Annotated in this window: 6 protein-coding genes; 4 read left to right on the top strand and 2 right to left on the bottom strand. The window is 65.8% G+C overall.

What is annotated here, in order from left to right; all coding sequences use genetic code 11:
- Window positions 1–4: 4 nt before the first annotated feature.
- Both AC1RMD_RS08950 and AC1RMD_RS08945 read right to left on the bottom strand, forming a co-directional pair.
- Window positions 5–1,897, bottom strand: coding sequence for a putative bifunctional diguanylate cyclase/phosphodiesterase (locus AC1RMD_RS08950; protein WP_492925744.1), 1,893 nt, complete (start codon window positions 1,895–1,897; stop codon window positions 5–7).
- Between the two features lie 168 nt (window positions 1,898–2,065).
- Window positions 2,066–3,667 carry a CehA/McbA family metallohydrolase gene (locus AC1RMD_RS08945; protein WP_492925742.1) on the bottom strand — a complete coding sequence of 534 codons (1,602 nt, stop codon included), beginning with the start codon at window positions 3,665–3,667 and terminating at the stop codon, window positions 2,066–2,068.
- Between the two features lie 196 nt (window positions 3,668–3,863).
- On the opposite strand from AC1RMD_RS08945, the gene AC1RMD_RS08940 reads away from it, so the two are divergent.
- From AC1RMD_RS08940 to recD, 4 genes are read left to right on the top strand one after another with little or no spacing between them, the layout of a single operon-like run.
- Window positions 3,864–7,031 carry a CHASE domain-containing protein gene (locus AC1RMD_RS08940; RefSeq protein WP_492925740.1) on the top strand — a complete coding sequence of 1,056 codons (3,168 nt, stop codon included), beginning with the start codon at window positions 3,864–3,866 and terminating at the stop codon, window positions 7,029–7,031.
- Window positions 7,032–7,067: 36 nt separating this feature from the next.
- Window positions 7,068–10,484, top strand: coding sequence for an exodeoxyribonuclease V subunit gamma (gene recC / locus AC1RMD_RS08935; RefSeq protein ID WP_492925738.1), 3,417 nt, complete (start codon window positions 7,068–7,070; stop codon window positions 10,482–10,484).
- Window positions 10,481–14,233, top strand: a complete 3,753-nt coding sequence (gene recB, locus AC1RMD_RS08930) for an exodeoxyribonuclease V subunit beta (protein ID WP_492925736.1) — start codon at window positions 10,481–10,483, stop codon at window positions 14,231–14,233. The genes recC and recB overlap by 4 nt, the downstream gene beginning before the upstream one ends.
- Window positions 14,223–16,199, top strand: a complete 1,977-nt coding sequence (recD, locus tag AC1RMD_RS08925) for an exodeoxyribonuclease V subunit alpha (protein ID WP_492925734.1) — start codon at window positions 14,223–14,225, stop codon at window positions 16,197–16,199. Before recB ends, recD begins: the two co-directional genes overlap by 11 nt.
- Window positions 16,200–16,242 lie beyond the last annotated feature (43 nt).

Below are 16,242 nucleotides of genomic sequence, written 5' to 3'. Positions count from 1 at the left end.
CGGCTTATTCCTCGTCGTTTAGGAGGGAGTGTGATTTGGTGGTGGGCGCTTGGGGTTTTGCGCCTGTGTGTTCGATCAGTTCCGCGGCGGTCAGCGGCGCGAAGAACAGCTCGCCCTGGCAGCTGTCGCAGCCCAGCGCGCGCAGCACGTCGAGCTGCTCCTTCTGGTCGACGCCCAGCGCCACGACGCGCATGGACAGCGCGCGCGCCAGGTGGATGACGGCGGCGACGATGTCGGTGCCGCCTTCGTCGTTGCCGATCGCCTGGATGAAGCCGCGGTCTATCTTCAGTGCGTTCAATTGCCAGCGCTTGCAGGCCGCCAGCGACGAGCGCGCACTGCCAAAGTCGTCCAGCGCCGCGCGCACGCCGCCGGACTGCAATTGCAACAGCAACTGGGTCAGCGGTTCGGCCTGGCCTTGCAGCAGTTTTTCGTTCAGTTCCACGCCAATGCTGCCCGGCGCCAGATGCTGCTTGCGTAGCGCCGGCAGCAGCGTTTGCAGCAGGTCGGTATTGAGCTGCGGCGTGGCCAGGTTGATCCAGATGCACAGCGGCGCCATGCCTCGGGCGCGAGCGCCTGCCGCGGCGACCCGCTGCCACAGGGCCGCTTGCGCGCAGGCTTGCCCGATCACCCAGACGTCGACGCGGTCCAGTAGTCCACGGTCCTGCACGTGCGGCAGGAACTGCGCCGCTTCCAGCATGCCCTTGTCGGGATGGCTCCAGTACAGCTGGGCCTCGGCGCCGATGGTGCGGCCGCTGACGATGTCGACCTGCGGCTGGTAGCGCAGCTCCAGCTGGCCGGCGGCCAGTCCCTTGCGCAGCTCCAGCGCCCATAGTCCGCGTTCGCGCTCGCGCACGTTGAGTGCCTCATGGAAGAACTGCACCGGGCCGGCGTCGTTCCGCTTGGCGTGGTACATGGCGGTGTCGGCGTTTTTCATCAACGTCTGTGCGTTGTTGCCGTCCTGCGGATAGATGGCGATGCCGATGCTGGCCGCCGTCTTCATTCGATGGCCGGCGATGTCGAAGGGCAGGGCGCAGGCCAGTTCGATCTTGCGCGCCACGCGTGCGGCGTTGGCCGCCGCCGCCCGGCCTTCGATCAGCACCACGAACTCGTCGCCGCCCAGCCGCGCCACCACGTCGGCCACGCGTACCGCCGCCGTCAGCCGCGCCGAGACTTGGCGCAGCAGCTCGTCGCCGGCTTCGTGGCCGTAGCTGTCGTTGATCTGCTTGAATTTATCGAGGTCGAGGAACAGCAGCGCGAAGCCGGTGCCGCTGCGGTCCGAGGTGGCCACCGCATGTTCCAGCTGCTGGATCAGCGCGCGGCGGTTGACCAGGTTGGTCAGCGCGTCGCGGGTGGACAGCTCGTGGGCGCGCAACTCGGCCTGTTTGCGGTCCTTGATTTCCTGTTCCAGCTCGGCGTTGATGCGCTCCAGGTCTTGCAGGCGCTGCACCCGCAGGTCCTGATTCAGGCGCGCCAGCTGCTCGGTCTTCTTGCGCAGCTGGAGATTCTTCTTCGCCATCTCGACGAACACCGCCACCTTCGCTTGCAGGATCTGCGGTATCACCGGCGTGAACAGGTAATCGGCCGCGCCCTTTTGATATGCCTTGAGGCGGTTGATCTCGTCCGCATAGTGCGCGGTGATGAAGATGATGGGCACGCCCGCGGAGCGCGGGTGGGAGTGGATGGCTTCGGCCGTTTCGAAGCCGTCCATGCCGGGCATGCTGACGTCGAGCAGGATGACGGCGAATTCGTGCAGCAGCACCTGGCGCAAGGCTTCCTTGCCGGAGCCCGCCGTCAGCAGCTCATACACATGCTGGTCGGCAGCCTCGGACAGCAGGCTTTCCAGCGCATACAGGCTCGCGGGATCGTCATTTACGAGGAGGACTTTTGGAATAGGCACGGCTGGCTGAACGGTTGAGGTATCGGGCTGTCGCACTGTGTCTGGAAGGTAAAAGATACTCTTGTATGTCTGGGAGTCAAGCAAAATTGTGCTTCACCATACGATGGCTAAAGCCTCATTTTATCAATATGACAATCGACATGTAGAAATTTTTTACCAGAGAAAATATTATCGTAATTCAATACTTTGCCGCGCACGATTGCGGCCCTGCTGGCTGACCCAGATCGGCGCGCTCCACAGCATTTTGCCGTCGTCCTGGGTCACTCTGGCGTAGTAGAAATGGTCGCCGGCGGCCGGTTTGACGACGCTGCGGGCCTTGTTGCTGAGCAAGGCGACCGCGCCGTTCCGGCCGGGCACGCCGTGGAAGATGGCGATGGCGGCGACCCCGCGTCCGCTCGTGCTGGCGTAGGTCGCTTGCAGCCTCAGCTTGCCGCGATTGACAAAACGTTGGCCCATCAGGTGGCCGTTGGCGGTCAGCATCAGCCTGGCGTTCTTGTCCATCGTGGCGAATACGCGACGCTCGCGCAGCGCGGCCAGCAGGCCGGCGCCGTCCAGCGGCGCGCCGGCCGGCATCAGCACGCCGGTGCGGTTGCTGAAGGAAGCGCCCCAGTTGGCGCAATGGTTGTCCTGGTTGCTGCTGAAGGCGACGTGGTAGCCGGCCTCCAGCAGTTTGTTGCAGGCCGCTTCGTAGTTGCTCAGATGGGTTTCCGTCTCGTCGCTGCGGGTCGAGAAGGCGCTGCTGTTCATCACTTCGCACAACACCATGGCCTGGTCGCCGTCGGCGCTCCAGGCCAGCGGCTTGCCCAGAATGGCGAACTGGTCGCCCCGCGGATGGTTGAACTGGCCCAGCCAGCCGCGTTCGCGCATCAATTTGTACAAAAAGGCGTAGTCGCCTTTGGGACTTTCCGTATTGGCGATCAGCTCGCCGAGGGCGTTGCGTTCCCAACCCAGCAGTTCCTCGCTGTTGATGATGTTGAGGTGGCCGCCGTGGTTGATGACGCCCCATTCCTGGCCATAGATGGCGACAAAGCCCGGATGCGCCAGGTTCCATGCGGCCGCCGCTAGCAGTCCACTGTGATACAGCGTTTTGGCGGCGGCCGGATCGGCGGCGTTGTTGGTGCCGTCCGAACCGTCGTACATATGGTTGTGCTCGGATGTCAGCAGGAAATCCAGGCCGTGTTGCTTGGCATAGGCATAGGCGTCTGCGGGTCCCAGCGCGGCGCTTTGCGGCGCCTGCGCGCCGTTGCAATGATCGAGCGCGCCGCCACCGTCGCTGTGATTGGTCTGGCTGTGCAAGTTGCCGAAGTAGACGGCGTAGGGGAAGCTATCCACCGCCGTCGGCGCCAGCAGCGATGCCGCCGGCGCCGGGCTTTTGCCCACCATCACACTCCAGCTTTGCTCGACAGCGGGACTTGCACCCACGCTGGCGCGCAAGCGCAGGCGGTAGATGCCGTGGCGCAGCGTAGGCGGCGCGCGCCAGCGCAGCGTCACGTGGTGTGCGGGCTCGGCCATGGGATGCGCGCCGCGCCAGCTGCGCAGCGTGCGGCCGTCCGGGGCCAGCAGGGCCAGGCGCCAGCGCAGGGCGTCGCCCGGCTGCGGGTCCGGCGCCGAAAAGTGCAGCGCCAGCGTGCGCGCGCCGTGGGCGTCGGCGAGGAAGGGCGCTTCCAGCCAGGCTTCGAATTCGTGATGGTCAACAGTCGTCGCACGACTGGCCGCCGATATACAGACGATGCTTGAGAAAAATACCGCTATCATGGATGGTGCGCGCATGATGAGTCTCCCGCAATGCCGGCAAATTGCCAACCTCATCTTTTAGAGCGCGCCTTACGGCATATGGTTCCCTTGAATTTGGTGTGATAAATTGGTGAATTCTCTCCAATTGTTTCACTGGTTCCCGAGCGGCATTAATAGTATGCTGCTGTGATGCAAAATTTTCCGCAAATTTATAGACCTAAAGTGATGGCGAATGCTCAAATCGGGTAACGCGACGGAAGCGGTCCGCAGCCCCCGCCTGTTGTTCTGGCTGGCTGGCGGCGCTTTGGCGCTGGTGGTCGGCGCGGCGCTGTATGGTACCGCTGCCAAGACCGTCGACGACGACGCCGACCAGCGTTTCGAGAACCTGGCGCGCAGCACGCAGTACGGTATTTCGGCCCGCATCAAATCGTATTCCGATCTGACGCGCGGCCTGGTGGCGCTGTTCCAGACCAGCGACGATTTGACACGCCTGCAATTTCACCAGTACGTGGCCAGCCTGGAAATTCCGCGCCACTTTCCGGCCATCGAGGCCGTGACCTGGGCGCCGCTGGTCCAGGACGCGCAACGCGAGGCCTTCGTCGCCCGCGTGCGCGCGGACCGCAGCATGTCGCCGCAGGGCTATCCGGACTTCGACATCAAACCGGCCGGCCGGCGGGCGCACTACGCCGTCCTGACCTACCTGGAGCCGGCGTCGATGATGGGTGAGAAGATGGGCGTCGACGTGGTCGCCAATCCGATGATCGACAAACTGGTGGCGGCCTCGCGCGACAGCGGCCAGGTCAGCGCTTCCGGCCAACCGATCGTGGTCCAGCATCCGGCGCCGCACATCGGCCTGGGCATCCGCTTGCCGGTTTATCGCCGCAATATGCCGGTGGCCGACGTGGCGGGACGGCGCGCCGCCTATCTGGGCTCGGTCGGCATCGGTTTTAGCGTGCCCAAGCTGGTGCAGGGCGCCATCGACGAAATGACGGTGCGCCAGGTGCACCTGATGCTGTATGCCGACGGCAGCAAGGAGATCGAGCAGCGCCGCCTGGTGATCGAAAAGACCGACCGCCTGCTGTTCAACGATAACGGCTCGATGCAGGCGGTGCCCATTCCGGTGGCGCAGCGCAGCGAGTATTTCGAGTCGGTGCTGCCGATCGATTTCAACGGCAGCCTGTGGAAGGCGCAGTTCCAGGTGCGGAAATCCGAACTGCTGACCCGCTTCGACCTGTATTTCCCGTGGGTCGCCGGCCTGACCGGTTTTGCCGGCACCATGCTGCTGTACAGTTACTTCTTCGTGCTGTACTCCTCGCGCCGGCGCGCGCTGAAGCAGGGCGTGTTGCTCGACACGGTGCTCAACAACGTCGACGCCCACGTCTACATGAAGGACCAGAAGCGCCGCTACATCTACGTCAACGCCAAGATGGCCGACTCGATGGGATTGCCGGTCGAGCAGATCGTCGGCAAGCTCGATCGCGAACTGATGCCGACCGCCGTCGCCGACGCCGCGTGGGCGCAGGAGCGGCCGGTGTTCGCCGATAACGTCAAGCGCTCCGGCGAGACCCGCTACGTGGGCCGCGACGGCGTGGTGCAGCATCTGTGGACCGTCAAGGTGCCGGTGGAGATAGACCGCGCCGTCACGGCCGTCATCGGCCTGTCGACCGACGTCACCGAGCTGCATCAGCTGAAAGAGGAAGCCGACGCCGCCAACCAGGCCAAGAGCGACTTCCTGTCGAATATGAGCCACGAGATCCGCACGCCGATGAACAGTATCATCGGCATGGCCCACCTGGCGCTGAAATCGGTCACCCATCCGAAGCAGCGCGACTACCTGCAAAAGATCTACCATTCGGGCCAGCACCTGCTGGGCATCATCAACGACATCCTGGACTTCTCCAAGATCGAAGCGGGCAAGATGGACCTGGAGGTGCTGGACTTCGCGCTCGATTCGCTGCTGTCCAATATGTCCAGCCAGCTGGGCGAGAGCGCGGCGGCCAAGGGGCTGGAGCTGGTGTACGAGATCTGGCCGGGACTGTCGCAGCAGCTGCGCGGCGATCCGCTGCGGCTGGAGCAGGTGCTGCTCAACTTCACCAGCAACGCCATCAAGTTCTCGGAAAACGGCAAGGTGTATGTGCGCGCGCGGCCGCTGGAGGAACGCGACGGCCATATCCTGGTGCGCTTCGAAGTGGAGGACCACGGCATCGGCATGTCGCCGGACCAGCTGGAGCAGTTGTTCCAGTCCTTCCACCAGGCCGACACCTCGACCACGCGCCGCTATGGCGGTACCGGCCTGGGGCTGGTCATCAGCAAGCAGCTGGCCGAACTGATGGGCGGCGGCGTCGGTGTCGACAGCCATCCCGGCGCCGGCAGCACCTTCTGGTTCACGGCGCGGCTGGCCAAGGGCGTCAACCTGCTGCAGGCGAGCGACGAATCGGTGCAGCCGGATGTGCTCGACAGCATACGCGGCGCGTCCATCCTGCTGGTCGAGGACAATATCTTCAGCCAGCAGGTGGGCCAGGAGCTGCTGGAAGACGCCGGCGCCACCGTCTGCGTGGCCAACAACGGCAAGGAGGCGATCGACCTGCTGCTCAAGGAGCGCTTCGATTGCGTGCTGATGGACGTGCAGATGCCGGTGATGGACGGCTACGAGACCACGCGCCTGATCCGCGCCCATCCGAAACTGTCGGCCACGCTGATCATCGCGATGACCGCCAACGCCGGCCGCGACGACCAGGAGCGCTGCCTGGGCGCGGGCATGGACGAATTCGTCACCAAGCCGATCGCGCCTAGTCTGCTGTTCAACATGCTGTCCAAGTGGATGAGCCAACGGGCGCGCACGGCCAGCTTCGCGCGGCCGCTGGCGCCGCCGCCGCCGTCGTACTTCACCATGGCCGATGGCGCGGCCGCGCCGCTGCATGGGCAGCTGCGGGCGATGACGCCCGGCGTGGAGCAGCCTGCGGCGCGGGTTGAAGCGCTTGCGCCGGCCGTTCCGGCGAGCGCGGTGGCGCCGGCGTCGATTTCGGCTTCGGCACCGCCGCAGCTTGAGGCGGAGCTGCTCGATGTCGCGGCGCTGGCCCAGACCTTCGGCGGCAAGGCCGACAAGATGCGCAAGTACGCGCTGTTGTTCCTGGACTCGGCCCGCGAGGGCATGCGAGAAGTCGACGCGGCGCTGGCTCTGGAAGACCTGGCGCACTTGTCCGAACTGGGGCACCGCATCAAATCCTCGGCCCGCGCGGTGGGGGCGATGCGCTTCGGGAACCTGTGCCTGGCGCTGGAAAACGTGCGCCACGACGCCGATTGCGCCAACGCCCGGCAACTGGTGCAAAAACTGCACGCCATGCTGGCGCTGTTGAACGAGCGCATGGAGCAGGAACTGCTGGCCTACGACCCCGGCTAGAGCGATAATACGGGCTCCATTCCCACGAAGAGCCCTATGCATTCGAGCATCACCCCCGGCCTGCTGATCTTGCACGGTAATCAAATGGAGCAACTGCGCGCGGCGGTGTTCCAATGGCTGCGCAATCATCCGCTCGGGGCGCTCGAATCGGAAACCATCCTGGTGCAGTCGAACGGCGTGGCCGAATGGCTGAAGATCGCGCTGGCCGAGGAAATGCGGGTCTGCGCCGCGACGCGCGTGGCGCTGCCGGCGCGCTTTTTGTGGGAAACCTATCGCGGCATGCTGGGGCGCGAGCGCGTGCCGGTGCGCTCCGCGTTCGACAAAGGGCCGTTGACCTGGCGCCTGATGCGCTTGCTGCCCACCTTGCTGGCCGATCCCGTGTTCACGCCGCTGCGCCACTTCCTGGCCGACGGCGAGGCGGAACGCCGGCTGCAACTGGCCGAACGCCTGGCCGACTTGTTCGATCAATACCAGGTCTATCGCGCCGACTGGCTGGACGACTGGGCCCAGGGCCGCGACCAGATGCGCAACGCCCGCAACGAGGCGCACCCGCTGCCGGAAGACCAGCGCTGGCAAGGCCAGTTGTGGCGCGCGGTGATCGCCGACGTCGAACCGCATGAGCGGGAGCTGGGCCGCGCCACCGTCCACACCGAATTCGTACGCGCCAGCGCCGCCAGCGAGGAGCCGCTGGGCCGCCTGCCGCGCCGCATCGTGATCTTCGGCGTCTCGGCGCTGCCGTATCAGAGCTTGCAGGCGCTCGCTTCGCTGTCGCGCTACACGCAGGTGCTGCTGGCGGTGCCCAATCCATGCCAGTTCTATTGGGGCGACATCATCGAAGGCCGTGAGCTGCTGCGCAGCGCGCACCGCCGCCAGCAACTGCGCAACGGCCAGGACCTGGGTGCGATTCCGCTGGAAGAGCTGCACGCGCACAGCCATCCGCTGCTGGCCAGCTGGGGGCGGCAGGGCCGCGATTTCATCCGCATGCTGGACGAATTCGACGAGGCCTCGGCCGCCGCAGCGGCTGAAAACGAAGTGGGTGGCGATCACACTGCGCCGCTGCGGATCGACCTGTTCAGCGACGGCGAGGGCGATACCCTCTTGTCGCAAGTGCAGGCCGCCATCCGTGACCTGCTGCCGCTGTCCGAGCATCCACAGATCCCGCCGCCGGACGACGATCGCTCCATCGAGTTCCACGTCACCCACAGCGTGCAGCGCGAAGTGGAAGTGCTGCACGACCAACTGCTGGCCATGCTCGCCGACGACAGCGGCCTGCGTCCGCGCGATGTGGTGGTGATGGTGCCGGATATCGACACCTTCACCGCCGCCATCCATGCCGTGTTCGCGCAGCACCGCCGCAGCGATCCGCGCTACATCCCGTTCGAAATCGGCGACGTCAACGACCGCAGCGTCAATCCGCTGCTGGTGGCGCTGGAGTGGCTGCTGCGATTGCCGCAGCAGCGCTGCCGTCAGAGCGAGGTGCGTGATCTGCTGGACGTGCCGGCGCTGGCCGCGCGTTTCGGCTTGAAAGAGGACGACTTGCCGACGCTGGGTTTGTGGATCGAAGGCGCCGGCGTGCGCTGGGGGTTGGATACCGAACACCGCGCCGGCCTTGGCCTTGGTGCTGCGGGCGAGCAGAATTCCTGGCTGTTCGGCGTGCGCCGCATGCTGCTCGGCTATGCCAGCGGCGAGGACGCGGCCTTTGCCGGCATCGAGGCCTACGGCGAAGTGGGCGGACTTGACGCCGCGCTGGCCGGATCGCTGGCGCAGCTGGTCGAAGCGCTGCTGCACTGGCGCGCCGTGCTGGCGCAGTCGCACTCGCCGGCCGAATGGGGCGTGCAGGCGCGTGCGCTGCTGGCGGCCTTCTTCAAAGCCGGCGAGGAGGGCGACCGCCTGACGCTGGCGCATCTGGACGATGCGCTCAACAACTGGTTGGAAACCTGCGAAGGTGCGCAGTACGACGAAGCGGTGCCGCTGGCCGTGTTGCGCGAGGCGTGGCTGGGTCTTCTGGACGAGCCGACGCTGAACCACCAATTCGTCTCCGGCGGCGTGACCTTCTGCACGCTGATGCCGATGCGCGCCGTTCCGTTCCGCGTGGTCTGCCTGCTGGGCATGAACGACGGCGACTTCCCGCGCCGCGCGCCCAAGGCCGATTTCGACCTGTTGGCGCAGCCGGGCATGGCCCGTCCGGGCGACCGTTCGCGCCGCGACGACGACCGCTACCTGATGCTGGAAGCGCTGCTGGCCGCGCGCGACAAGCTGTACATCAGCTGGGTCGGACGCAATGTGCGCGACAACAGCGAGCAGCCGCCATCGGTGCTGGTGTCGCAGCTGCGCGATTACCTGGTCAACGGCTGGCAACTCGATCCGCACGCGCGCACCACGGAGCATGCCTTGCAGCCGTTCAGCCGCCGCTACTTCGAGGATGGCGGCCTGCTGACCTACGCGCGCGAATGGCGCGAAGCGCACGGCGAGGAGGCCGGCGATGCCGCCGCCGCCGAGCTGCCACCTTACGAGATCGACGACAAATTCCGCCTCAAGCTGATTAGCCTGAACAATTTCATGCGCCAGCCGGTGCGCTTCTTCTTCCGCCAGCGCCTGGGCGTGATGTTCGGCGACGCCGCGCTGGTGGGCGAGGACGAGGAACCGTTCTCGTTGAACGCGCTGGAGCGCTACCTGCTTGAAGACACCATGCTGGACGACGGCGCCGAGGCGGAAGAGCTCTACCAGGTCTACGACAAGATGACCGAACGCGCCGAACGCCTGGCGCGCGAAGGCGTGCTACCGATTGGGCTGATCGGCCAGCAGTACCAGCACCAACTGGTGCAGGCGCTGGTGCCGGTGCGCTGCGCCTGGCTGACGCTGCGCAGTCGCTATGAACTGCCTGCCCCCAAGGTGGCGCTGAGTCTCCAGCTGGCCGGCGTGCAGGTCGACGACTGGATCGACCAGTTGCGCAGCAACGGCAGCGAGACCGTGTGGCTGGCGCAGATGTCGTCCAAGGTCACGGACAAGCAGGGCAAGCCGCGCGGCGACAAGTTGATCTCCATGTGGCTGCGCCAGCTGGCGGTGGCCGCGGCCGGCATGCCGGTCGCGGGCTTCCTGGTGGCGCGCGACGCCATCGTCACCATGAAACCGCTGGCGCAGGCCGACGCGCTGGAAGCCTTGCGGGAACTGGTCTGCCTGTGGCGCGACGGCATGAACCGTCCGTTGCCGACGGCGTGCAAGACCGCGTTGGCGCTGGCGCAGGAAGGCGATCCGCGCGGCGTGTACGACGGCGGTTTCGAGATCTCCGGCGAGAACGACGACCTGTGCCTGGCCCGATTGTGGCCGGACTTTGCGGCGCTGAGCGCGGAACCGGATTTTGCCGACGTCTCGCAAGCGCTCTACGGACCGCTGGCCGACTGGCTGGAACAATCCATCACGATAGACGTCATCGACGGCGAGGACGCAGCATGAGCAGCACCGCCAATTCCCTGGAGCCTTTGAGCTTCCCGCTGCACGGCTCGCGCCTGATCGAGGCCAGCGCCGGCACCGGCAAGACCTGGACCATCGCGGCGCTGTACGTGCGGCTGGTGCTGGGCCACGGCGGCGACAACGCCTATGGCCGGCCCCTGCTGCCGGCCGATATCCTGGTGATGACCTTCACCCGCGCCGCCACGCGCGAGCTGTCGAACCGCGTGCGCGAACGGCTGGTGGAGGCGGCGGCCTACTTCCGCGGCTATTCGGCGATGGGCCTGGGCGCAGGCAGCGGCGTGGCGCGCGACGACTACCTGGACGCCATCCTCGAATCCTACCCAAGCCACAGCGAGCAGCAGCAAGCCGCGCACCGCCTGATGCTTGCGGCGGAGACGATGGACGAGGCGGCGATCTTCACCATCGACGCCTGGTGCCAGCGCATGCTGCGCGAGCACGCCTTCGACAGCGGCAGCTTGTTCGACGAGGAACTGGTTAGCGACGAGCAGGCCTTGTTCGACGACGCCGCGCACGACTACTGGCGACAGCAGGTCTATCCGCTCAACGCCGTATCGCTGGATGCGCTGCTGTCATGCTGGGGCGATGTGGGCGCGTTGAAGAAGTCGATACGGGAGCTGGTCAAGCGCGCCGACATCATCGGCGAAGGCGCGCGCATCGAATCGCTGGGTGAACTGATCGCCGCCGTCCAGCGCGAACAGCAGGCGCAGTTGGCTGGATTGAAGACCGGATGGGCCGAGCGCGCCAACCGCATGGAACAATGGATCGCCACCGAACGCGTGCTCTCGCCCAAATGCTTCAACGGCAACAAGATGCGCGCCGATTCGCTGGTGGCCTGGTTCAACGGCCTGCGCGCATGGGCTGAAGATGCCGCCATGGTCATGCCCGACATCTCGGACACCGCCTGGAAGCGCCTGACGCCGCACGGCCTCGAAGACGCTTTTTCGAAAGGCTACACGGCGTCGATCCCCGACGACTTCGACGCCATCGAACCGCTGAAAAAAGCGCTGGACGACATCGAGCCTTTGGCGCACGCGCTGTACCGGCACGCGGCAGGCGCGGTCGCCAAGCGCATGGCTGAGCTGAAGAAGCGCAGCCGCCAGTTCGGCTTCGCCGACATGCTGGACCGCCTGAACGCCGCGCTGCAAGGCGAGAACGCCGCCGCGCTGCGCAAGCGCATCACCGACCAGTACCCGGTGGCGATGGTCGACGAATTCCAGGACACGGCGCCCAATCAATACCAGATCTTCAACCTGCTGTACCGCGTGGCGGACAACGATCCGGAGACGGGCCTGTTCCTGATCGGCGATCCGAAGCAGTCGATCTACGGCTTCCGTGGCGCCGACATCCACAGCTATCTGTCCGCGCGCCTGGCCACCACCGGACGCCACTACCAGCTGGGCACCAACTACCGCTCCACCAAGCCGGTGGTGGATGCGGTCAATCACCTGTTCATGTACGCCGAAGGCCAGCCTGCGGAAGGCGGCTTTGGACGTGGCGCCTTCCGTTTCCGCGATCCCGGCACGCGTGTGAATCCGCTGCCGTTCGAGGCCGTCGGCGCCAAGGGGCGCGGCGAGCGCATGGTCAACGCTGCGGGCGACGTGCCGGCGCTGGTCATCGCCTGCAGCGCCACGCAGGACCTGAAAGCGGACAGCTACCGCGAATTCTTTGCCTGGCACTGCGCCGAGCATATCGTCGCGCAGCTCAACGACGAACGCGCGGGGTTCGCGAGCCCGAAAGGCTTCGTGCGCCTGCAACCGGCGGACATCGCCGTGCTGGTGCGCGACCGCAAGGAAGCTGCCGCCATCCGCCGCGCGCTGCAACGGCGCCAGGTCGCCAGCGTGTATTTGTCGGACAAGGATTCCGTCACCGACAGCGAGGAAGCGGCCGACGTGCTGCGTTGGCTGTCGGCCGTCGCCAGCCCGCTGGACGGCGGCCTGGCGCGGGCCGCATTCGCCACCCGCACCACCGGCCTGCCGCTGGCGGAACTGGCGCTGCTGTCGGCGGACGAACTGGCGTGGGAAGCGCGCGTCGAGCAGTTGAAGGCGCTGCACATCGTATGGCAGCGGCAGGGCGTGCTGGCGATGCTGCGCCGCTTCATCCATGAACTGAAGCTGCCGGCGGCCTTGCTGCAGCAGCCGGGCGGCGAACGGCGCCTGACCAATCTGCTGCATCTGGCCGAGCTGTTGCAATCGGCCAGCCGCCAGCTGGACGGCGAGCAGGCGTTGATACGCTGGCTCGCCGAGCAGATCGAAGGCGGCGAGGGCGCCGGCGACGAACGCGTGCTGCGGCTGGAAAGCGATGCGGAGCTGGTGAAGGTCGTCACGGTCCACAAATCGAAGGGCCTGGAGTATCCGTTGGTGTATCTGCCGTTCGCCGTCACGGCGCGCAAGGTGGAGCGGCGCAACCGCAGCTTCTTCGAGTTCAGCGACGAGGATGGCGTGCGCCAGATCGACATGGCGCTGACCGACACCGCGATGGAACTGGTCGAGCGTGCCCGCCTGCAGGAGGACTTGCGCCTGCTTTACGTGGCGCTGACGCGTGCGCGGCACTTCCTGTGGCTGGGCGTGACGGCGCTGGCCGCGCGCAAGGCGGGCGACAACACGCTGCACGAATCGGCGCTGGGCTATCTGCTGACCGGCGGCGAAGCGCTGCCGTCGGACCTGATGATGGAGCGCTGGGGCCACGCCTGCAAAGGCTGCGACGGCATCAGCATCGAGACGCTGGAGATGGCGATGCAGCAGTTCACGCGCCTGAGCCGCATCGAACAACGCCCGCCGTTGCTGGAGCCGCAGCTTTACACCGGCCGCTTCGAGCGCGATTGGGCGGTGGGCAGTTTCAGTTCGCTGGCGCGGCGCACCGGCCCGACCGGCACCATCGGCAGCGGCGCATCGTCCTTGCCGGTGCCGCGCGACGGCTTGCAGGAGAACCTGCTGGAAGGCGCCGGCATGCCGTCGATCGTGCTGTCGAACCGAGTGGAAGACGCACCGTGGCATCGTTTCCCGCGTGGTTCCGTGCCCGGTAACTTCCTGCACGAGCAGTTGGAGTGGATGGGGCAGGAGGGTTTTGCCGTCGTCGGTCACGAACATTTCGAATCGCGCCTGGCACGGCGGGTGGAGCGCGCCGGTTGGGGCAATCGTCTGGAGGACACGCTGGCGTGGTTGCGCGAGATCGCCGGCACCAGCTTGCCGTATCTGGGCGCGCCGTTGAGCGCCATCGCCTCGCCGCTGCCGGAGATGGAGTTCTGGTTCCCCAGCGAGCGCCTGAGCACCGGAGCGCTGGACAGCTTGTGCGCGATCCATCTGCTGGGCGGCCTGGCGCGGCCGGCGCTGCCTGAGCGTCAGCTGCATGGCATGCTGAAAGGCTTTGCCGACCTGGTGTTCGAGCACGAAGGCCGGTTCTGGGTGCTGGACTACAAATCGAACGCGCTGGGCGCGGGTGATGCCGCCTATCACCAGCCGGCGCTGGTGGCGGCGATGGCCGAGCACCGTTACGACATCCAGGGCGCGATCTATATGCTGGCGCTGCACCGGCTGTTGCAAAGCCGTCTGGGCGAGCAGTACGATCCGGCCGAGCATCTGGGCGGTGCGATTTTCCTGTTCCTGCGCGGCATTGCTAACCAGCAAACGCGCGGTTGTTACCTGATAGAACCCGATCCGGAGCTGCTGGACGGGCTGGACCGGCTGCTGGATGAGTCCGGCGTAACGCAAGCAGAGGCACCGCATGAGTATTGAAACGTCCGCCGCCCTGTTCGAACAGGTCGACGCCTTGACCGAAAACGGCCAGCTGCGCCGCCTGAGCGGGGCGTTTGCGCGCTTTATCGCGTCGGTTGGTTCCAGTTCGCCGCAATTGATGGCGGTTTGCGTGCTGTTGTCCGAACTTGAGGGGCGCGGTCACAGCTGTTTGATGCTCGACGAGCTGCAGGACGATCTTTCCGGCCAGCTGGGCTGGACTGGCGATGAATGGCGCGCGCTGCGCGATGCTGCCGGCGCCTGGCCCAGGAGCGCGGACGCCTGGCGCACGCTGCTGGCGGGCTGCGACCAGGTGATGCCGGTGGGCGATCTGGATTTTCAGCAACCGCTGGTGCTGGACGGCGAACGCCTCTACCTACGCCGCTATTGGCGCGACGAAACACTGGTCGCCGAGGCGGTGCGCGGCCGCGCGTTGGGCGGACTGATTGCCCTCGACGCCGAGACCAGCACCGCCGACGTGCGTCACTGGCTGGATATCCTGTTCCCGCACGCCCCACGGGGTGGCGTTACCGACTGGCAAAAAATCGCCTGCGCGGTGGCCATGCGCGGCAAGCTCGGCATCATCACCGGCGGACCCGGCACGGGCAAGACCTACACCGTGGCACGATTGCTGGCCTTGCTGTTCGCCACGGCCGGCGACCGCCAGTCCGGCTTGCGGGTGGCGTTGGCCGCGCCGACCGGCAAGGCGGCGGCCCGCCTCAAGCAATCGATCGATACCGCGCTGGACGATTTGGCGGAAAAAGTCGGCTCCACGTTGCCGTTACGCGAGTTGGCGGCCCGCATGGGAGCCGCGCGTACCTTGCACAGTCTGCTTGGCGCCCGGCCGGATACCCGCGCCTTCCTGCACAATGCCGGCAATCAACTGGACGTCGATGTGTTGATTGTTGATGAGGCGTCAATGATCCATTTGGAAATGATGTCCGCGTTGCTGGCCGCCTTGCCCGGAACAGCAACGTTGATCTTGCTCGGCGACAAGGACCAGCTGGCCTCGGTGGAGGCGGGCGCGGTCCTGGGCGACCTGTGTCACAACGCCGAGGCGGGTGGATACGAGTCGGAAACCTTGTCATACGTGCAAGCCAGTACCGGCCAGCAGATCCCCGACAGCTTCGCCGGCGACGGTGGGCCCATTGCTCAGCAGACAGTAATGTTGCGAGAAAGTCGGCGTTTCGGTGGGCCGATCGGCGCGCTGGCGCTGGCTGTGAACGCCGGAAATGCTGCCGCTTCGCTACAAGTCTTGCGTGACGGCACAGATGGCAAGGTGGCCTGGATCGATCCGGCGCAGTCTTCCGACCTGTTGCAATTGGCGTTGGCGGGCCGCGCCGGCGCCGCCGGCGGCTACCAGGCTTACTTGAAAATGATCAAGAATGGGGCGCCGGAAGGCGATGAGGTCGTACATCTTGCATGGGTGAAATCCGTGCTGACCAGCTTTGAAACCTTCCGGATTCTGTGCGCGGTGCGCGAGGGCGAGTGGGGTGTTGCCGGATTGAATGATGTCATCGAACAAAGATTGCAGTCGGCCGGATTGTTGCGGAGAAGCGGCGAATGGTATGGCGGCCGGCCGGTCATGGTCACGCGCAACGACTACGGGACCGGCGTTTTCAACGGCGATATCGGCCTGACTTTGCCCGATCCGGCGCGTCCCGGCGCGCTGCGCGTCTACTTCTCGGAAGGTGAAAATGTGCGCAGTGTTCTTGCCACACGGCTACGCAATGTCGAGACGGCGTTCGCCATGACGGTGCATAAATCACAAGGTTCCGAATTCCAGCATACGGTGCTGGTGTTGCCCAAAGACAGCGGCGGTATGCTGGCGCGTGAGTTGATTTACACCGGCATCACGCGCGCCCGTGACTACTTTACGTTACTCACGCCGAACGGCCAGGTGCTGCTCGACGCCATCGCCCAGCGCACCCAACGCGCCAGCGGCCTGCGCACGCTGCTCGGCAATTAATCCCTCTGCACGACGCCTGTTCAAGGCATCGTCATAGCTAAAT

The sequence above is a fragment of the Duganella sp. GW822-FHT06D06 genome, from assembly GCF_058799615.1.
Note: the sequence above shows the minus strand (reverse complement) of the source record. Positions and strands in the feature narration are given on the sequence as shown.